The sequence below is a fragment of the Thermosynechococcus sp. JY1331 genome (assembly GCF_031583475.1).
In the GTDB taxonomy this organism is placed as follows: domain Bacteria; phylum Cyanobacteriota; class Cyanobacteriia; order Thermosynechococcales; family Thermosynechococcaceae; genus Thermosynechococcus.
On record NZ_CP134180.1, the window covers coordinates 2,388,074 to 2,405,905 of the forward strand.

At 53.2% G+C, this 17,832-nt stretch carries 20 protein-coding genes; 4 read left to right on the forward strand and 16 right to left on the reverse strand.

The window, feature by feature from the left end; genetic code table 11:
- Nucleotides 1-3: 3 nt before the first annotated feature.
- Complete coding sequence (gene clpS, locus RHJ31_RS11720) at nt 4-285, reverse strand: ATP-dependent Clp protease adapter ClpS (protein ID WP_024123996.1); 282 nt, start codon at nt 283-285, stop codon at nt 4-6.
- Between the two features lie 76 nt (nt 286-361).
- On the reverse strand, nt 362-1,882 hold the full coding sequence (lysS, locus tag RHJ31_RS11725; RefSeq protein ID WP_302676713.1) for a lysine--tRNA ligase: 1,521 nt from the start codon (nt 1,880-1,882) through the stop codon (nt 362-364).
- Nucleotides 1,883-2,014: 132 nt separating this feature from the next.
- Between lysS and ppk1 the strand changes: the two genes are divergently transcribed.
- Nucleotides 2,015-4,213 carry a polyphosphate kinase 1 gene (gene ppk1, locus RHJ31_RS11730; protein ID WP_302676714.1) on the forward strand — a complete coding sequence of 733 codons (2,199 nt, stop codon included), beginning with the start codon at nt 2,015-2,017 and terminating at the stop codon, nt 4,211-4,213.
- Here the strand turns inward: ppk1 and RHJ31_RS11735 are convergent.
- Together RHJ31_RS11735 and hisA are read right to left on the reverse strand one after the other, a co-directional pair.
- Nucleotides 4,210-6,021, reverse strand: coding sequence for an ABC transporter ATP-binding protein (locus RHJ31_RS11735; RefSeq protein WP_302676715.1), 1,812 nt, complete (start codon nt 6,019-6,021; stop codon nt 4,210-4,212). The two genes, ppk1 and RHJ31_RS11735, sit on opposite strands and share 4 nt — an antisense overlap.
- A 38-nt stretch (nt 6,022-6,059) precedes the next feature.
- A complete protein-coding gene (gene hisA / locus RHJ31_RS11740) occupies nt 6,060-6,833 on the reverse strand; it encodes a 1-(5-phosphoribosyl)-5-[(5-phosphoribosylamino)methylideneamino]imidazole-4-carboxamide isomerase (protein WP_302676716.1) in 774 nt (257 codons plus the stop codon).
- Nucleotides 6,834-7,191: 358 nt separating this feature from the next.
- On the opposite strand from hisA, the gene RHJ31_RS11745 reads away from it, so the two are divergent.
- The gene (locus tag RHJ31_RS11745) at nt 7,192-8,439 is read left to right on the forward strand and encodes a YcjF family protein (RefSeq protein ID WP_149820078.1); all 1,248 of its coding nucleotides are present in this window, start codon (nt 7,192-7,194) and stop codon (nt 8,437-8,439) included.
- On the opposite strand, the gene RHJ31_RS11750 is transcribed toward RHJ31_RS11745, so the two are convergent.
- Nucleotides 8,407-9,180, reverse strand: coding sequence for a WecB/TagA/CpsF family glycosyltransferase (locus RHJ31_RS11750; RefSeq protein WP_302676718.1), 774 nt, complete (start codon nt 9,178-9,180; stop codon nt 8,407-8,409). The two genes, RHJ31_RS11745 and RHJ31_RS11750, sit on opposite strands and share 33 nt — an antisense overlap.
- 108 nt (nt 9,181-9,288) lie before the next feature.
- Between RHJ31_RS11750 and RHJ31_RS11755 the strand changes: the two genes are divergently transcribed.
- Nucleotides 9,289-9,855: a J domain-containing protein gene (locus tag RHJ31_RS11755; protein WP_302676719.1), complete on the forward strand. Its 567-nt coding sequence runs from the start codon at nt 9,289-9,291 to the stop codon at nt 9,853-9,855.
- Here the strand turns inward: RHJ31_RS11755 and RHJ31_RS11760 are convergent.
- The 4 genes from RHJ31_RS11760 to ndhC are packed head-to-tail and all read right to left on the reverse strand — an operon-like array spanning nt 9,852 to nt 12,200.
- The gene (locus tag RHJ31_RS11760; protein ID WP_149820082.1) at nt 9,852-10,136 is read right to left on the reverse strand and encodes a DUF3288 family protein; all 285 of its coding nucleotides are present in this window, start codon (nt 10,134-10,136) and stop codon (nt 9,852-9,854) included. The two genes, RHJ31_RS11755 and RHJ31_RS11760, sit on opposite strands and share 4 nt — an antisense overlap.
- 29 nt (nt 10,137-10,165) lie before the next feature.
- Entirely contained in the window at nt 10,166-11,290 is a 1,125-nt protein-coding gene (gene dprA / locus RHJ31_RS11765) for a DNA-processing protein DprA (protein ID WP_310445812.1), read from the reverse strand.
- Nucleotides 11,291-11,296: 6 nt separating this feature from the next.
- The gene (locus RHJ31_RS11770; RefSeq protein WP_149820084.1) at nt 11,297-11,803 is read right to left on the reverse strand and encodes an NAD(P)H-quinone oxidoreductase subunit J; all 507 of its coding nucleotides are present in this window, start codon (nt 11,801-11,803) and stop codon (nt 11,297-11,299) included.
- Nucleotides 11,804-11,837: 34 nt separating this feature from the next.
- Complete coding sequence (gene ndhC, locus RHJ31_RS11775; protein WP_149820086.1) at nt 11,838-12,200, reverse strand: photosynthetic/respiratory NAD(P)H-quinone oxidoreductase subunit C; 363 nt, start codon at nt 12,198-12,200, stop codon at nt 11,838-11,840.
- 114 nt (nt 12,201-12,314) lie between these two features.
- Here ndhC and RHJ31_RS11780 point away from each other — a divergent pair, with 114 nt between their 5' ends.
- Nucleotides 12,315-13,304 carry a carbohydrate kinase gene (locus RHJ31_RS11780; RefSeq protein WP_302676721.1) on the forward strand — a complete coding sequence of 330 codons (990 nt, stop codon included), beginning with the start codon at nt 12,315-12,317 and terminating at the stop codon, nt 13,302-13,304.
- Here RHJ31_RS11780 and RHJ31_RS11785 read toward each other — a convergent pair.
- The 7 genes from RHJ31_RS11785 to RHJ31_RS11815 form a co-directional block, all read right to left on the reverse strand.
- Nucleotides 13,246-13,494: a hypothetical protein gene (locus RHJ31_RS11785; RefSeq protein WP_310445878.1), complete on the reverse strand. Its 249-nt coding sequence runs from the start codon at nt 13,492-13,494 to the stop codon at nt 13,246-13,248. The two genes, RHJ31_RS11780 and RHJ31_RS11785, sit on opposite strands and share 59 nt — an antisense overlap.
- 272 nt (nt 13,495-13,766) lie before the next feature.
- The gene (gene acsF, locus RHJ31_RS11790) at nt 13,767-14,909 is read right to left on the reverse strand and encodes a magnesium-protoporphyrin IX monomethyl ester (oxidative) cyclase (protein ID WP_149820092.1); all 1,143 of its coding nucleotides are present in this window, start codon (nt 14,907-14,909) and stop codon (nt 13,767-13,769) included.
- A gap of 86 nt (nt 14,910-14,995) precedes the next feature.
- The gene (locus RHJ31_RS11795; protein WP_149820095.1) at nt 14,996-15,364 is read right to left on the reverse strand and encodes an Npun_F0494 family protein; all 369 of its coding nucleotides are present in this window, start codon (nt 15,362-15,364) and stop codon (nt 14,996-14,998) included.
- Between the two features lie 11 nt (nt 15,365-15,375).
- Complete coding sequence (locus tag RHJ31_RS11800) at nt 15,376-16,050, reverse strand: hypothetical protein (protein WP_149820097.1); 675 nt, start codon at nt 16,048-16,050, stop codon at nt 15,376-15,378.
- A gap of 172 nt (nt 16,051-16,222) precedes the next feature.
- Nucleotides 16,223-16,966, reverse strand: a complete 744-nt coding sequence (locus RHJ31_RS11805) for a dienelactone hydrolase family protein (protein WP_149820099.1) — start codon at nt 16,964-16,966, stop codon at nt 16,223-16,225.
- 10 nt (nt 16,967-16,976) lie between these two features.
- On the reverse strand, nt 16,977-17,162 hold the full coding sequence (locus RHJ31_RS11810) for a hypothetical protein (protein WP_149820101.1): 186 nt from the start codon (nt 17,160-17,162) through the stop codon (nt 16,977-16,979).
- 26 nt (nt 17,163-17,188) lie between these two features.
- Complete coding sequence (locus RHJ31_RS11815) at nt 17,189-17,773, reverse strand: thylakoid membrane photosystem I accumulation factor (protein WP_226971934.1); 585 nt, start codon at nt 17,771-17,773, stop codon at nt 17,189-17,191.
- Nucleotides 17,774-17,832: the final 59 nt, after the last annotated feature.

The following is a 17,832-nucleotide window of genomic DNA, read 5'->3' on the forward strand; positions in this document are numbered from 1 at the left end:
GGCTTATTCAGTCGGTTCAATGGTACTCGTCAGCCCTGCCATTTTCAGGCCTTCACAATAAAATTCAGCATGCTCAAGGGCACAGGTGATCACCAAGGCCACTCCCGTCAGGTGCGCCTCCATCATGATATCCACGGCTTGGGGTTGGGTGAGGCTCGGCACCGTCTTCAGCAATACCTCCACCACATACTCCATGGAATTGACATTGTCATTGTGAAGGAGCACACGATAGCGGGGCGCCAACTTGCGAACGGTTGCTGGTTTTTCAATGGTTTGCACTGACATTGTTGGCCATGCCTCCATTCAGTGGACATTCAGTATCAGGAATTCAGCAAATATGCTTAAGATTTTAGCAAACCAATCAAACTTGACCACTCACCGATTCTGGACGCAACAGCGGAAAAGCAATCACATCCCGAATACTGGGGGAATCCGTCAGCAACATCACCAAGCGATCAATGCCAATGCCTAAGCCCCCGGTCGGTGGCATTCCATGCTCTAGAGCTGTGAGGAAATCTTCATCGACACTGTGGGCTTCCAAATCCCCAGCCGCTTTGCGCCGTGCCTGTTCCTCCAAGCGTTGCCGTTGATCCAAGGGATCCGTTAACTCCGAAAAACTATTGGCGTGTTCGCGACCAACGATAAATAATTCAAATCGCTCCACCAGTCCCGGTTGGCTGCGGTGGGGCTTGGCCAAGGGGGAAATCTCCACAGGATAGTCAAGAACAAAGGTGGGTTGAATCAATGTCGGTTCAACAGTCTGCTCAAACACTTCGTTAAGCACTCGGCCAATCGTGTCACAGGCGTCTAAGTCTTTTACCCCTGCTTTTTGGGCTGCTTTCTTCGCCGCTGCTAGATCGCACAATTGGCGAAAATCAATCCCAGTGGCTTGCAACACTGCATCGTGCATGGTCACCCGTCGCCATGGCGGCGTCAGATCAATCGTTTCCCCTTGATAAGTCATCTTGAGCGTGCCCAACACCTCCATCGCTGCTGTGGTGATGATTGCCTCCGTCAGCGTCATCATATCGTTGTAGTCGGCGTAGGCCTGATAGACCTCAATGGACGTAAATTCAGGGTTGTGCTTGGTTGAGATGCCCTCATTGCGAAAGATGCGCCCCAGTTCATAGACCTTCTCAAAACCACCGACAATCAGGCGCTTCAGGTGCAGTTCTGTGGCAATGCGCAAATAAAGCTGCATCTCTAGCGTGTTGTGATAGGTAATGAAAGGACGAGCCTCGGCTCCCCCGGCTTCCGCCTGTAGCACCGGCGTTTCAATTTCAATAAAGCCTTGTTCATTGAGGTAGCGGCGAATGGCGGCGGTGATCAGTGCTCGCTTGCGGAACGTATCGCGTACGTGGGGGTTGACAATGAGATCCACATAGCGCTGACGATAGCGTTTTTCCACATCCGTGAGGCCGTGCCACTTGTCCGGCAGAGGCAGCAATGACTTCGTGAGCATGGTGTAGGATTCCACCACAACCGAGAGTTCACCCTTTTCTGTGCGCTTGAGGGTGCCCACAGCGCCAAGGATATCGCCGACATCCGTCAGGTGTTTCAAATCGGCAAAGGCGGCTTCCCCCATGCCTTGGCTAATGGTTTGCTTATCGAGGTAAAGCTGAATTGTGCCGCTGTCGTCCTGAAGTGTAAAAAAGGCCAGCTTGCCAAAGACGCGCCGCGCCATAATCCGACCGGCGACACTGACGCGATCGCCCACCGCTTCACCAGCGGCCAAGTGAGCATATTTTTCTTGCAGAACTGCTGCAGTATGGGTGCGCTCCCAACGATAGGCATAGGGGTTCATGCCCTGTGCTTGCAGTGTTTTGGCTTTCTCAATCCGTGTTGCCCGAATTTCGGCTCCCGTTGCCCCCACGTCGGCCATATTGGTAGAAACTCTCCACGATTAGCAAACCTTAACCTTCTCATTGTACGCTCTGGAATCGGTACCAACGCTGCTAAAGGGGAATCGAGTACAGTGGATGCTAGTGCAACCGACAACGTAGAACAAACGGCTATGACCCCTGCGAAGTCCCCTCGCCGTAAAGTGTCTAACCCCATTGACCTCCAGAATCCGCAGTACTACTTCAACCGCTCCCTGAGTTGGCTGGAATTTAATAAGCGGGTACTCCACGAGGCCTATGACCCCCGCACACCGCTCCTAGAGCGGCTGAAATTTATGGCCATTTTCAGTTCCAACTTAGATGAATTTTTCATGGTGCGGGTGGCGGGTTTGAAGCAGCAAGTGGAAAGTGGCATTGTTCAAGGGGGAGCCGATGGCATGCCCCCAGCGGAGCAATTACAAGCAGTGCGGCAATATCTGCTACCAATCGTTACTGAGCAACACCGCTATTTCGACCAAGAATTGCGTGCTCTCTTGGCCAAGGAAGCCATTTTTCTCACCCGCTTTAATGAGTTGACCCCTGAGCAGCAGGCCTACCTCAACGACTACTTCCAAGCGCAAGTTTTTCCGGTGCTCACCCCCTTAGCAGTCGATCCGGCGCACCCCTTTCCCTATATCTCTAGCCTCAGCCTCAACCTTGCGGTTCTGATCCGTGATCCCGAATCTGGCCAAGAGCGACTGGCACGGGTGAAGGTACCGAATCGGTTTCCGCGCTTTGTTGCCCTGCCCCAACATTTGCACTCGCCTCAAGGTGCCCATTGGCTAGGCGTTCCCCTCGAAGAAATGATTGCCCACAACCTTGGGGCTCTCTTTCCGGGGATGGAGATTCAGGCCTACTTTGCCTTTCGCATTACCCGTAGTGCTGACCTCGAACTAGAAACGGACAAGGCGGATGATTTACTGATTGCCATTGAGCAGGAAATTCGTAAACGGCGCTTCGGCTCTGTGGTGCGTCTAGAGGTGCAGCGGGGCATTCCACCGCTTCTGAGGCAAACCCTGATGGAAGAGATGGATCTTGAGGAGATTGATGTCTATGAACTGGATGGTCTGTTGTGCCTCAATGATTTGTTTGCCTTTATGAGCTTGCCCCTGCCCCACTTGAAGGATTCGGAATGGCACCCCCAAGTGCCTCCCCGTTTTCAGCGGGTGGAAGAGCGGGAGTCAATGTTTGACACCACCAGTGAGATTACAACTTTGGGCACCGACTACTGGGAAGCCGTGGCCAATGAACTATTTAGCCTGATTCGGGAGGGAGATATTCTGGTGCACCACCCCTACCATTCCTTTGCGGCAACGGTGCAGCGCTTTATTACCTTGGCGGCCCACGATCCCCAGGTGCTGGCGATTAAAATGACCCTCTATCGCACCTCAGGGGACTCGCCGATTGTCAGTGCCCTGATTAAAGCCGCAGAGAATGGCAAACAGGTGGCGGTCTTGGTGGAACTGAAGGCGCGCTTTGACGAGGAGAACAATATCCTCTGGGCACGGAAGCTGGAAAAAGTGGGTGTCCACGTGGTCTATGGCGTACCGGGTCTCAAGACCCACACAAAAACGGTTTTGGTTGTGCGCCAAGAGGCGGGGCAAATTCGTCGCTATGTCCACATTGGCACGGGCAATTACAATCCCAAAACTGCTGGCCTCTATGAGGACCTAGGGCTGTTTTCCTGCCGTGACGAGTTAGGAGCGGATCTCTCGGAACTCTTTAATGTGCTCACGGGCTATTCCCGCCAACGGGATTATCGCCAGCTTCTCGTTGCCCCGGTCACAATGCGCGATCGCACGCTGCAATTGATTTACCGTGAGATTGAACACGCCCGCAATGGTCACCCCGGCCGAATTATTGCCAAGATGAATGCGATCACAGATACGCAGGTGATTCGTGCCCTCTATGAGGCGTCCCAAGCAGGGGTAGAAATTGATCTAATTATTCGTGGCATGTGCTGTCTGCGGCCGGGGGTACCGGGGGTGAGCGATCGCATTCGGGTGATTAGTATCATTGGCCGCTTTTTGGAGCACTCACGGATTTTCTACTTTGGCAACAATGGCGAGCCAGAGTACTACATTGGCAGTGCCGACTGGCGATCGCGCAACTTAGACCGCCGCGTTGAAGCCATTACCCCCATTCAAGATCCAACGATTCAACTGGAACTCAAAGAGCTGCTGGAAATTATGTTGGCAGACAATCGCCAAGCATGGGAGCTGCAACCCGATGGCACCTACCAGCAACGACAGCCAGCCTCCGGCGAACCCGAACGCGGTACCCACAGTGTTTTAATGGCACGTACCCTCAAGGAAGTAGAAGCGAGCCGCTAGCTAGCGCCTGCATACCCTTGCGCCATGGCTCGAAAGTCTGGACTGTTTTGCAGGAGTTCTTGGTAGCTCCCGACAGCCGCCACTTGGCCATTGGCCATTAGGTACAGGCGATCGCACACCATGACGGTGCTGAGGCGATGGGCAATCATAATAATGGTTTTTGCTCCACTGAGGGCTTGAATGGCATCCATCACTCCCGCTTCCGTTTGATTGTCAAGAGCCGCTGTTGCTTCATCCATAATGAGCACTGAGGGGTTGTGGTAAAGGGCGCGGGCAATGCCAATTCGCTGGCGCTGTCCTCCCGAAAGGCGCACCCCCCGTTCACCCACAACGGTATCTAGTCCCTCAGGCAGAGTACGGACAAACGTGGATAACTGAGCCGCTTCTACCGCCGCCCACAAAGCCGTTTCATCAATGGCCTCCTCCGGTAAGCCAAAGGCAATATTGTGGCGCAGCGTGTCATCGGAAAGATAAATGGTTTGGGGAATATAGCCAATCTGCCGTTGCCATTGGGCAAGGTTGTGGTAAATACTCTCACCATCCACACGAATATCCCCTTGAGAAGGTTCTAGGAGTCCCAAAATTAGATCGACAATTGTGGTTTTCCCTGCCCCTGAGGCTCCAACAAAGCCAATCATTTCCCCCTGTTTGATAGTCAGAGAAACCCCACAGAGGGCTGGCCGAGGGGAATTGGGATAGGTGTAGTGCAGATCAATCAGTTCTAAGCGATCCTGAAAAATTGGTTCTGCTGCTGCAGCAGCGGTAGAGGGAGCCTGCAACATTCTGGCTTCTAAAAGATCGTCATACAACAAATCAACAGAAGCAGAATAGTAAATAACGGAGTTAAGACTGTTGGTTAAGCGAGTTGCCGATGGCAACAGACGAAACGCTGCAGCTGCAAATAGAGAAATTAGCGGCAGAACTTGTGCCACGTTGCCTCGCTGAAGCAAGTTGACGATAACAATAAGAATAATTGTGAGAACAGCTAACGTTTCAAAATAAGCACGGGGTAACTGCTGAATAAACTGCAAAACTAAGTTTGCTTTGCGGTCTTCAGTCATGTTTTCAGTATAGGTCTTCAGGAATTGCTGCTCGCGACCTAGGACTTTCGCTTCTTTGATGCCGCCCAAACTCTCACTAATACTTTGGATCGACTTTTGAGCATAATCAATGCGACGTTGACCCACTTCCTTGAGCTTATGGCGAAAGGCTTGAAAGAAAAGCAAAGATAGAGTTGAGATTAGGATAATAACCAAGATTGAGATGAGGGGGTTACTCCAAATAATGACTGAAAATATGGCAAAAACAATTAAAGATTCAGAAAAAATAACTAATAAAGGCAGGAGATACAAATTAAAAACATTATTTATTTCAGTATTTACATTCTGGATTAGTTTAGCAGTATTGTGTTGCAGGTGAAATGTGTAGGGTTTGTAGAGATAGGATTGCAACAATAAACTTGAGAATTTGCGGTACTTACTGTTCAGAAACCGCAACTGAAGATAGGTGCTCAAGGCAATAAACAGGTTCTTGCCCACATATAAAAGCCCTAGGGCAGCACTGAGGATCAATAGCCACTGGGATTGCTCTGCAGGGGTTAGAGGAACCTCTCGCCAAAAGAGGAGGGCGTTTAAGCGTTCCGGTTTTTCGACGACAGCAATAAAGGGCAGCACCAAACCCACCCCCAAGGCTTCCCAAAGGCTGCCAGTGAGCATCAAGACACCAATGCCTGCCAGTTGCCAGCGATCGCCCCGATCCAGTAGTCGCCAAATTTTGCCAAGGGAGCGCAGTGCAGGGTGCTTTAACATTCCGTTTTAGGGGTAACAACGCCTTGATCTTAGGCTACTTATGCCCAAGTCGTGCTTCCCAAATCTGGCGGAATATCTTGCCAGCGACCTTGACCGACCGCCCGAACCGCTTCCCGCAAATCCACTGCTTTGGTATAGAGTGCCTTACCGACGATCGCCCCCGATAACCCTTGGGGACTGAGGGCAAAGAGACTGAGAATATCCGTGAGGGAACTCACGCCACCCGATGCAATGACCGGCCGATCAGTTGCCGCCAATAACTGCCGCAGGGCTGGAATATTCGGCCCTTGGAGGGTACCATCCCGCTGAATATCGGTGTAAACAAACCCCGCTACCCCCATTGCTGCCATTTTTTGGGCGAGATCTGTTGCCAAAATTGTTGAGGTTTCTAGCCAACCCCGCGTTGCCACATAGCCATCGCGAGCATCCAGCCCTACCCAAATGCGTCCGGAGTATTCTGCAGCCAAACTGGCCACTAGCTCTGGATCCTCAAGAGCCACGGTACCCAAAATGGCGCGGTTGACGCCTTGGAGAAAGAGATCAGCCACTGCTTGGCGCGATCGCAAGCCACCCCCCACTTGGACAGGAATTTCAAGGGAGGCGACGATCTTGGCAATCAGATCATAATTTCGCGGTTCGCCCGTTTTGGCTGCATCTAGGTCAACGACATGCAAGCGGGGAGCACCCAACCGCTGCCAGTAGAGGGCAACTTTTAGAGGATCATCATGAAAAATCTTGACCTTACCATAGTCCCCTTGCACTAGGCGCACACATTTGCCGTCAAGTAAATCAATGGCGGGGATAACATCCATTGGCGTCAGAAATCCTTATTGAAAAATTGAAAATTTGAGCGTAACTCCCATCCTAGCAGTCACAAGGGGTGAAGCGCATCGGAGGATTGCTAACATAGTCCCCTCCGTTCCTGAATTGACAAGAGCCACCCATCGAAGGCCGCGCCCTGTCTAAATTCCTGTGGCGATCGCGTGATTATGCAACAGATTTAATAGGATTCCGTTTGAACATGTCCCCCATATCCTCGCGCAGCAGGTGGGGAAACCTTCATAGGCGGACAGAAAATTCAGGCTCATTTCCTCGAGCCTTGGGAATTTGAGTGCTGCTCACCAGTCAAGGTAAGCTAACAAACAAAGGATTTGCTTGGGGTACAAGGACATGGCTGTTGCTGCCGCCATTATTCTCTTGTTGTTGAGTGGCTGGGTGAATGACCATCCGTGGGGATGGCTGCTGATTCTTGGTCTAGGGTTGGGCTATTGGTACTGGCGGCGATCGCCCGCTGCGCCAAACCCAGCTCCCCCTCAACCTTCTCTGCATCCTCAATTACTGGAAAAGCAACTGGCAGACACGCGGAGCCTTTTGCAGGAACTTCCGATAGAGCGCCAAGCCTCCCTACAATCAGCCCACAGCCAACTCCAACAGCGGTTAGATAGCCCAACGGTTGAGGTCTGTGTTCTCGGGCAATCGGCCTATGCTCTCAATCGGGTGTACGATGCCGTCGCTACCCTACCCCTCGATAGCTGTACGTTTCAGCAGCAAACATTGGCAACGGTGCCCCAAGCAGACTTAGTGCTTTTGACCGTAACGGGTGCCCTTACCGCCAGTGAGTTTGAGATGCTGCGGGTATTGCAAGCAAGCCATTATCACGTTCTTGTGGTGTGGTATCCAGAAATGGTGCAGGAGCGCGATCGCCCGAAGGGCGCGCTTTGCAATCGCGTGGCAGTGCATTTACAGCAGCAACTGCAACAACTCCAGATTGGACAAGATCAACTCATTCCCTTTACACCCCACAATCCCCAAGAACTCACCTCCGCAGTGCTGCACTGTCTCACCCAAGAGCGAGCGAATCTGGTCTTAGCCGGCACCTATCGCCGTGCCCAACAACTCCATCAACAGGCGCAATCCGCCCTCAACCAGTATCGCCAAGAACGAGCCACCCCGATCATTGAGCGCTACCAATGGCTGGCAGCAGCGGCAACGGCAGTGAATCCTCTTCCGCTTCTGGATCTCGTCATGGCCGGGGGGCTATTGGTGCGCCTCACGTGGGATCTCGGTCAAATCTACCAACGCTCCTTTCGCTTGGCGGATGCTGAACCCCTTGCCAAGGAGCTATTGCGGCTAATGGTGCAGTTGGGGGCTGTGGAACTGGGCACCCAATCCCTAGGACAGTGGCTCAAGGGCAATTCCCTCACCTATTTGGCAGGGAGCTGTTTACAGGGGGCAACGGCAGCCTATGTGTTGCGCTTGAGTGGCTTGAGTTTGATCCATTACTTTGAGACCGCTCCCCAAGTAAAATCTCTGCCCTTGGTGACTCGATTGCAGCAAAGCCTTCAGTGGGCACAGCAACAGGTGGGACGCTCTCCCCTGCAAACCCTAGGACAGTCTCTTGGCTTGCCGTCGGCCTAGCCAGTGACGCAGGAGTTGAGCGGCAAAAAGCACAACAAATGCGGGGTTGTTTATCAGATAGCGTTGCCAGAGGCGGCGGGGTTCTTGCAGGAGTCGAAAGAGCCACTCCAGACCGATCGCCATCATCCAGCGAGGCGCTTGCGCTACAACGCCACTGTGAAAATTAAAGGCTGCTCCCACACCCACCAAGACAATGGGCAGAAAAGGGCTTTGGCGAGCCATCCACTCCTCCTGCTTGGGACAGCCAAGGCTGACAAAAACCAGATCAGCACCGCTATCAAGAATGCGCTGGCGATCGCTGGCCTCCTCCTCAGGGGTCAAGGGACGAAAGGGAGGCGCGTAGGCACCCACTAACTGCATCTTGGGAAAGCGCTCTCGCAGATTTCGTTGCAGCCGCTCTAACACGAGGGGTTCACTGCCATAGAGGAAAATACGCCAGCCTTCCTCTTGGGCGCGATCGCACAACGCCAGCATCAAATCAGGACCATAGACCCGCTCTGCTTGCGGAAAGCCCAACAGCTGTAAGCCCCACACCAAGGGCATGCCGTCAGAGGTCACCAGTTGGGCACCATTCACCACCCGTTGAAAGGGCGATCGCCACACCCCTGTCATGACCACATGGACATTGGCCGCCACCACATAGCCCCCCTTACCTTGATTAATCCATTCAGCTATAAGATCACAGGCTTGGCTGTAGGTGGTGACATCAATCCGTGTCCCTAAAATGTGCGCCGACTCCACGCTGGGGCTACTCCGCATGTTTCACTTGATTCCAGCGTAGGACATTGGTTGCAGAACCGAAGTGAACATCCGACAATGCAAAGCAGATGTCATGTTGTGCCCTGCAGAATGAATTTAGAAGAGTGCTATCGCCTTCTGGAGTTGCCACAAGGGGCGTCCTTAGCTCAAGTGAAATCCGCCTACCGACGGCTAGCACGACGCTATCATCCCGATGTCAACCCTGGCGATCGCACTGCCCATGAGAAGTTTATTCTCCTCCAACAGGCCTATGAAAAATTAGTACGAGGACTGCCCACCTTTCGGCCTACCCCTGTTAAATCAGAACCCCAATCTCGCCCACCGCAGCCACCGCCGCCTCTTTCCGCCTTTGAAATTCAACTCAAAGATACTAGCTATCGCCAACTGCAAGAGTTTCTCAAATATCACTGCTATCAACGTGCCATATCCCTTGTGGAAGGGTTGGCCAGTCGGCTGCCTCAAGATGCCGAAGTACGCCAGTGGCAAGCCGTCACCTATCAGTGCTGGGCGAGGCAACTCATTCGCGATCGCCAGCCCCAAGCGGCACGGGAATACCTGCATCGCGCGCTGAAAGCCGATCCGGATAACCGACTCCTTTGGCAAGAAGCAGAAAAAGACTTTCGTACCCTTGATCGCCTCTACGGCAAAGACATCTAAGTCCAATCCTCCCGTTTATTGCTGCCCAGCTTGTAAACACCGCCGCGGGCGTGAATGGCACGGGTACGCTCAAACAGTTCTTCCTCCGTGAGTTGCCATTTTTCTAGCAGCTCTGCCATTAACTTCTTATTGGTTTCGGCACCGGGGAAGCCATCATAGCGAATCAGCAATCGCCCCAATTCCGCCAAGTTGTAATCACTGATGCCCTCTTGTCGCAGGCGCTCGAGGACTAACCGATCTTGGGCTTCGCGGGGATGTTGTAGGTTCTGGGAGTTTGGCATTTTACCCTCCAAGATTTATTGATGAAACTTTAACGGCTAGTTTTGCGATAGCGATTCCCCGGCTGCTGCTCGACCCAACCCGTTAGCTCCAAGTGCATCAGTTCTGCCATCACCACCCCTGTTTCCAAGGGTACGCGCTGCACAATGTCATCAAAGGCAACACTATTGCTGCCTTGGCTCAGTTGTTGAATCGCCTCGAGAATTTGTTGCTGGGGGGGCGATAGCGTTGGGGGTGGGGCTGAGAAGGGAGTTGGAGCGAGGGGGGGTGTATGCCCCAATTGTTCGAGGAGAGCTTCTTCTCCCAAGATAATCTGTGCCCCTTGATTCACCAGACTCAGGGCACCCTTGGCACGGTGGTTATCGAGATGCCCCGGCAGCACATAGACATCACGACCATACTCGGCAGCATAGCGAGCAGTGATCAGGGCACCGGATTTGTAGGGAGCCTCTGCAATAATCACCGCACGGCACAGACCAGCAATGATGCGGTTGCGACGCGGAAATTGGGGGCGATCGGCACCCACACCCCTAGGATACTCGCTCAAGAATCCCCCCCGTTCACGAATCTGGTAATAAAGCGAACGATTTTCCGGTGGGTAGATCATATCCACACCCGTAGCTAAAACGGCCAGTGTGGCACCTCCAGCTTCTAAAGAGCCGCGATGCGCCGCGCCATCAATGCCTGCGGCCATGCCGGAAACAACAATAAACCCAGCTTGGGCAAGGGCATACCCCAGCTTGTGCGCCCAACGCTGGGCATATTCTGAAGGATCACGGGTGCCGACAATGGCAACAGTTGGTGTGGGTTGACTGAGAATTTCTAAAATGCGAGTCCCGCCATAGTAGAGCAAGGGCGGCGGATCGGGAATTTCCCGCAGCAGTGGTGGATAGCGAGGGTCACTCAGCACCCAATGGTGGGGATTTTGCTGGCAGTGGTGCTCGTAGAGAGCTAGGGGTTGGCACTGCTGACGATAGTGGGCGATCGCCCCTTGGAGTTTGGCACCAATCCCCTCTACTTTTCCTAAGGTTTCTACGGACGCTTCCCAAGCAGTTTTCAAATCCCCAAAGTGCTGCCAGAGGCGTTTGAGTAACACCGGGCCAAGGCCGGGTACCTGTGACCAACTGTACCAATAGGCAGCATCAGCGGGAATCAAGGGAGCTTAGTAGGCTTCCTGCAACTCGTAGAAGTCAGGGGTGATGTAGTCTTTGCGCAGCGGCCAGCCCAGCCAATCCTCGGGCATAAGGATGCGCTTCAAATTTGGGTGCCCCTCATAGACAATGCCAAACATATCGTAGGATTCCCGCTCTTGCCAGTCGGCGGTTTTCCAAATCCAATACACCGAGGGGACACGGGGATCCTCACGGGGGACAAACACTTTAATCCGCACCTCTGGGGGGCGATCGGCATTATCACTGAGCTTGATCAGGTGGTACGTGCTCACCAAGTCTTGGCCGGGACCCGAATCATAGGCGGCTTGGCACTGCAAATAGTTAAAGCCATCGGCATAGAGGGCTTGGCACACCGCCAGCAGGCGATCGCGATCCACTTTGATGATTTCTACACCAGAGGCATCGGTACCGAGGGATTCCACACTCAGGCTTTTAGACTGGAGAAGGCGGCATACAGGGCCAGCTTCAACAATGGGGGCTTCGGGGGTGTCACTCATGTTCGCTACTCCAACCTAAAGGCAATCAACTCACTCAAGACCATTCGAGGGCACGTTTGCGCCACGCATAAACTAGAGCCACGACCAGAATGGCAATGAAAATCAAGGCTTCAATAAAGGCCAGTAAGCCCAACTGATGGAAAGCCACCGCCCAAGGATATAAAAAGACCGTCTCCACATCAAAAATGACAAAGACGAGGGCAAACATGTAGTAGCGCACATTGAACTGAATCCACGCGCCACCAATGGGTTCCATCCCCGATTCGTAGGTCGTCAAGCGGATCATCCGCCCGGATTTGGGACGCAATAGCGCAGAGGCAGCTAAAGCCAGTACGGGTACCAGACCACAGATAATCAAAAAGCCAAGAAAATACTCGTAACCACTGAGAACAAACACGGTTGCAGTGTCCCTCGATCTTGGAATTGCTACCATTTTGACACACTCCCCTAGCGATCGCTAGGCTAGGGATCAATAGAAAAAACTAAATTGCCCTATAGCGAATCATTAGCGATGTCCCAACCCACTGTCCTCTGTGCTGGCGAAGTCCTCTTTGACTGTTTAGAAGTGCCCCCTGATCCCCCGCAGTGTTTTCTGGGGGGTGCCCCGGCCAATGTGGCCTGTGGTTTGGTGAAGTTGGGGGTGAGTGCGGCCTTTTTGGGGGCTGTGGGCGACGATGCCTTAGGGGAGCAAGCCTGTGCCGAATTAGCCGCTTTGGGCGTCAATATCGAAGCGGTCGAGCGGGTCGCTGGGGTGCCGACGCGGCAAGTGCGCGTTCAATTGGTGGGGGGCGATCGCCAGTTTGTGGGATTTGCGCCAGCGGGAACTTCTGTCTTTGCCGATATGCAGTTCTATGGCCAGCAAGTCTCGCCATCGTTCCTAGCTGGGGCACGATTTTTCGTCACCGGCACCCTCGGACTCGCCAGTGAACCCACCGCCACCACCCTTGAACATCTAGTCCAGCAACTGCGGTACAACGGTGCCTTTATTCTCATTGATGCCAACTGGCGACCAATCTTCTGGCGGGATGCGAGTGCTGCTCCTGAACGCCTTCGTCCTTTTTTAGCACAGGCGCATTTCCTAAAACTGGCCAAGGAAGAGGCGGAATTATTTTTCTCTGACAGTGATCCCCAAATTGTCTATCGTGCCCTTTGGGGGACGGCACCTGACCATGCTGTGGTCATTACTGACGGGGATCAAACTATTCACTACTGGTGGCACGGAAATCAAGGGGAATTACACCCCCCTACCATGCCCGTTGTGGATACCACTGGTGCCGGCGATGGCTTTGTTGCGGGTTGGATTGCCCAATTATTACAGGGCAGCCCGGAAACCTACCGTGACCCCCAATGGCAGGCTGCTTGTTTAGAATTTGCCACGGTGGTGGGGGCGCTCGTGACGACAAAACGGGGGGCGATCGCTGGTCAACCCACCCTTGCTGAGGTCACTCAATGGCTTCGGGATCATCCTCAAAGAAAAATACGGACGCACTCACCGCCCTAGCAGTGGTTGATGGGCTTGTCGCGATCGCTGGCTGATGTTCACGGCTAGGGATGGCTGCCGCCAAGGGACAGGCCCGCCAAAACCCCCGCACCGGCACATTCAGTTTTTCACAGGTACCACCACGCCGCCCTTCGGAATAATAGAAGTGGCAAAAGCGGCAAGTTGTGGGAGTGAGAATTGGGCTGTCCATCACGGGGATCAACTCCGAAGTAAAATCTTTAGGCTCTCTACCTTCCATCCTATGAAATTGCCCTCAGCGACTTTTGCAGCGATCACAGGGTCAAAGAGGCTTAGGAAGCAGGTTTTAGCGATCCCCAGTGGTCAAAAGTGCTTTTAGATTCTTTTCATACTCCCGCAACACTCCGTAATAATACGGACATCAATTGTAGGAAAAGTGAAAAAAAGGTTACGTCCGCAGACGCAACCCATGGAGATCAGTATATTTTTAAGCCACAGAGGAAATTAACGCACCGCCGCCGTCGTGGGTGCCTTGGCCGGGATCAAGAACAACTTGATCATTTGCCACACATTCGAGAGATAGAGGGGAAGTTTCTTCAGAAAACCGCCATTTTGCTTGCTAATTTCTGTCAGCTTGGCATTGTTTTCGACACACCGCTCTAACCGCTGATAAAATTCTGGATGATCGACATCGAGAATCACCGGAAAAACACGGCCTGCGGTTTCATTGGTTTTGGCAATCACCTCACGATCATACTCGCGGGCATCTAGGCCAATCGCAGCATAGAACTTCGCCCGTTGCAAATCGTTGAGGTACATTGTGGCAAAGACCGAGAGCAGGAAGAAGCGGCACCACAGTTTTGGTGGCAGCCAGCAGACCATGAAGTAGCGTGCCCATTTCTTACCAGAGAGGGACAGGGGAATTTCCTTAATCTTTTGCCAGAAGGTGCGCGGCCGATCCAGCATTTGCGGTTGAGCCCGCATCACGGCGTCAAAGAAGTCACCGTGGCGGTTTTCATCTTGGCACCAGTTCTCAAAGAAGCGGAAGATGGGGTAGATGCGATGTTCGGGGTGCTTCTCCAGATGGCGATAGATCGTAATGTAGCGCCAGTAACCAATTTTCTCGGAGAGGTAGGTGGCGTAGAAGATGAACTCTGGTTCAAAGTAGGTGTAGCTGCGGTGCTGCGTCAAAAAGCCGAGATCCAACGATAGGTTAAAGTCGGCCATCGCTTTATTCAAGAAGCCAGCGTGGCGGGCTTCATCGCGAGACATGAGGGCAAAGCATTCCGCCAATAGAGGGTTGCGATCCTTGAGCTTGCGGCTGAGTTCTTTGTAGAGGAGAAAGCCAGAAAATTCCGCTGTGCAGGAGCGCTCCAAAAATTCAATAAATAACTGGCGGGTTTCGCCATCAATGTGATCCCAAGACTGTTCAAATTCTGCATCCCGCACAAAGTGGTGGCGGTTGTAGTCGCAGCGGAATTCCTCAAGGATGGCCTGAAGTTCTGCTTTGTTTTCAGTAATGTCCATATTGGCCATCGCTTCAAAGTCAGTGGTATAGAAGCGGGGCGTGAGGATGGTTTCCTTGGCGGGGGCTTTAATGCCCGGCCGCAGTTCTTCAAACTCTGGTTTGGCGACGGTATTAACCATAAAAAGCTGCGTCTCGCTCTTGCTAACGGCACTCATAAAGCATGGTAGCGAAAATCACCGATGCGTTACAGGTCGTTACAGAACCGTTACATTCCCCACCAGCGGCTGAGTTGATTGCGCCAGCGATCGCCCCACGAGGCCCCCCATGTGGGTTGGCTATAACGTTGAATCAACTGTTGCCCCAAGGGAGTGAGGCGATAGCGATCGGTGAGGCCTTGGCCATCCACTTCGCGGCGCAGTAAACCGACGCGGATCAACCAGTCCAACTCTGCTTCTGCTAGGAGCACAGGCAAGGGCGATCGCGTGAATCCCGATTGAAGACCCGCTTCGCCCGCAATTTCTAGGAGTGCCACACTCCGCTGCTGCATTGTCTGAAACAAGAGGGGCAAAAAGGGACTACAGCGCAGGGCGCGATCGCCCCGTTCCAAAACCTTCGGAGAATACGCGATCGCCACTGCCACCAAACCTACAGAGAATTTAAGTGGCTGGTATCAATGAAGGTTGCCCGGTCATTCACTGACGTACCAGGGGCGGGGGGTGTGCGGGGCGATTGAGCTGCGGCAGAGGTTGATGGCGAAGAGGGAGTTTCTGCCTCCTGACGACGGCGATCGGGTAAGACCACGCGCTCCATAATGAACTCAATGGTGCCCTTGCGCAGCCATCCCCGTGCTACCAAAATATCGCCGAGTCTTGCCCCTGTGGCTCGCTGATCGGCTAAGGCAACCTCAATTTGTGCGGGTGTCACCAATTCTGCTTCAACCAGATAGTTCCCCAAGCGTTTCGTGTAGCTGTCATCATGGGGACGCTGGATAAAGGGGGGCTTTTTCGCGGGTGCCTCAGTCTCTGCTGCCACGCCTGGCAGGCTGTCAAAGTCACGCTGATCCCCCGCTAGGGCAACCAAGCATTCTTTGATTTTCATCAGAATTTCCGCTGCTCGCCGGGGTTGATTTTGCTGGGCTGCCTGCTCCAAGAGCCGCGCTTCTGCCTCAATCAGCGTTTGCCGGGATGCCACTGCTGCAACTTGTAAAATGCGTGCCTGCTGCTGAAGGACAGCCATATCTCGTTCAAGAAGGGCTTTTTTGCACTGCTTGAGAACAAGGGATCCCTGCTTCAGCAGGACTTTGTGGGTAGGAGTAGTCATAGACAGCAACAGCGGGGATAAAGAAGATGACTTAAAAGAATATTAAAGCTTGGCAACTGCCTTTGGCATTGTTTAGGCGATGGGGAACACGCAATCTACTTTTACTATAGCCCTTTGTATTGAACCCATTCCGCTGCAGCTGCGTCAAAGTAAAGGTTCTGTAAAGATAGGATTACTGTTGCTGCCGTAGGACGGTGTTGAAGAGTTCTTTGACTTGTTCCCACGCATCCCGTGCTGCTGCTGCATCGTAGCTATCCCGTTGATCGCAGAAGAAGCCATGATCCGCTGGATAGATGAAGATGTGGTGGCGAATGCCGTGGTGGCGCAGCGCCGTTTCAATTTGCTTCACCTGTTCCATGGGAATACTTTGGTCGCGATCGCCAAAGAAGGCATAGAGCGTGCCGCGAATTTTCGGTGTGATTTCAATGGTGGGTAGGCCACCGCCGGGGGTCATGGTTGTCATCCCGGCGCCATAGAATGAGGCCGTGGCTTTAATGTCCGGTAACTGAGCCACCAGATAGGCCACATGACCGCCAAAGCAAAAGCCAATCGTACCAATGGCATCCCCATCCACATTTTCAAGGCCGCGCAGATAGGCAATGGTGGCTTGGGTGTCACTAAGGAGTTCCGCGGCTTTGGTTTGGTTTTTGTACTGCCGCCCCAAATCAATATCAGCGGCGGTGTAGCCCGTTTCAAAGCCGGGGGCAAAGCGTTGGTAAATGGCGGGGGCGATCGCCACATAGCCTTCGCGGGCAATACGTTCGGTCACATCGCGGATATGGGCATTGACGCCAAAAATTTCCTGAAAGACAATCACTGCCGGATAGCGGCCGGGGGCAACAGGCTCGGCTAAGTAGGCATCAATCAGCAGATCGCCATTGACCACCTTGACCCAACGACTGGTAATCTCCACCATCGTGAACCTCCTAGGCAGGAATGTCGAGGTCTGGAAACGTGCGCTTGAAGTCGCTAATCAATTCATCGAGTTCGGCGAGGGCGGATTCAATGTCAATGGTAAGGGTGCCATGACCGGGGAGTTCCAAGAGCTTTTTAAGGCTCTCCCGTTTCGCCAAAACAACTGCTAGACGTTCCTGTAGGGTGGGTAACTCCATCTTGTACCTCGTTGCAAAGCTCACTATTACTCTACCGTTTCGTTGGCCAGCTTCTTCCCTTTGACAGGTGTCGGGGGCACCAGTTCCACATTGATTTCATTCACAGGGCGCGGCCGCAGTTCCAGAGATTGCGATCGCGGCAGCAAATCAAACACTTCCCGAAACGTGTCATCGAGGATTTCAAAGGGCACCACACCGATAAATTCCTGCCGCAATTGGCCTTGGCGATCGAAAATCAGGGTTTGCGGCACCCGGCCTTTGTAGTAGTAGCCCGCTTCATTGGCGGAGAACTGCGCCCCAAAGGGTAGGGCATCGACATCAATGGCGATGAAATCGGTGACGCGACCATAGTACCCCTGCAATTGGGAGATGGTTGAGGCAAACTGCTTGCAGTCGCGGCTATCGTTCACATAAAACAGCAGCAATGTGGCGCGATCGCTCTGACGCGATTTCTCTAGGGTGACTTTCGGCGGTACCAAAGAGCCATTGCCGGCGTAGAGGGCAAAGATATTCCCATCGTAGCGATCGTCTTGTAACCCCGCCCAACTCGGCACTGTCCACAGTCCCCACAGCAGGAGGACAAGTCCTAACCAGCCCCAAACCCGTTTCATTTTTCGCTCCATCACGCTCTGTAAAGACACTATACCGCTAGGCCATCCCCCTCCTGTGG

Coding starts and splice junctions, on each gene's coding strand:
- RHJ31_RS11745 (WP_149820078.1), top strand. CDS start 7,192: ATGGCTGTTGCTGCCGCCATTATTCTCTTGTTGTTGAGTGGCTGGGTG.
- RHJ31_RS11785 (WP_310445878.1), bottom strand. CDS start 13,494: ATGGACAGCCCAATTCTCACTCCCACAACTTGCCGCTTTTGCCACTTC.
- lysS (WP_302676713.1), bottom strand. CDS start 1,882: ATGGCCGACGTGGGGGCAACGGGAGCCGAAATTCGGGCAACACGGATT.
- RHJ31_RS11805 (WP_149820099.1), bottom strand. CDS start 16,966: ATGGTGGAGATTACCAGTCGTTGGGTCAAGGTGGTCAATGGCGATCTG.
- RHJ31_RS11810 (WP_149820101.1), bottom strand. CDS start 17,162: ATGGAGTTACCCACCCTACAGGAACGTCTAGCAGTTGTTTTGGCGAAA.
- ppk1 (WP_302676714.1), top strand. CDS start 2,015: ATGACCCCTGCGAAGTCCCCTCGCCGTAAAGTGTCTAACCCCATTGAC.
- RHJ31_RS11815 (WP_226971934.1), bottom strand. CDS start 17,773: ATGAAACGGGTTTGGGGCTGGTTAGGACTTGTCCTCCTGCTGTGGGGA.
- RHJ31_RS11735 (WP_302676715.1), bottom strand. CDS start 6,021: ATGTTAAAGCACCCTGCACTGCGCTCCCTTGGCAAAATTTGGCGACTA.
- acsF (WP_149820092.1), bottom strand. CDS start 14,909: ATGGTTAATACCGTCGCCAAACCAGAGTTTGAAGAACTGCGGCCGGGC.
- RHJ31_RS11780 (WP_302676721.1), top strand. CDS start 12,315: ATGTCCCAACCCACTGTCCTCTGTGCTGGCGAAGTCCTCTTTGACTGT.
- clpS (WP_024123996.1), bottom strand. CDS start 285: ATGTCAGTGCAAACCATTGAAAAACCAGCAACCGTTCGCAAGTTGGCG.
- RHJ31_RS11755 (WP_302676719.1), top strand. CDS start 9,289: ATGAATTTAGAAGAGTGCTATCGCCTTCTGGAGTTGCCACAAGGGGCG.
- RHJ31_RS11800 (WP_149820097.1), bottom strand. CDS start 16,050: ATGACTACTCCTACCCACAAAGTCCTGCTGAAGCAGGGATCCCTTGTT.
- RHJ31_RS11760 (WP_149820082.1), bottom strand. CDS start 10,136: ATGCCAAACTCCCAGAACCTACAACATCCCCGCGAAGCCCAAGATCGG.
- hisA (WP_302676716.1), bottom strand. CDS start 6,833: ATGGATGTTATCCCCGCCATTGATTTACTTGACGGCAAATGTGTGCGC.
- RHJ31_RS11770 (WP_149820084.1), bottom strand. CDS start 11,803: ATGAGTGACACCCCCGAAGCCCCCATTGTTGAAGCTGGCCCTGTATGC.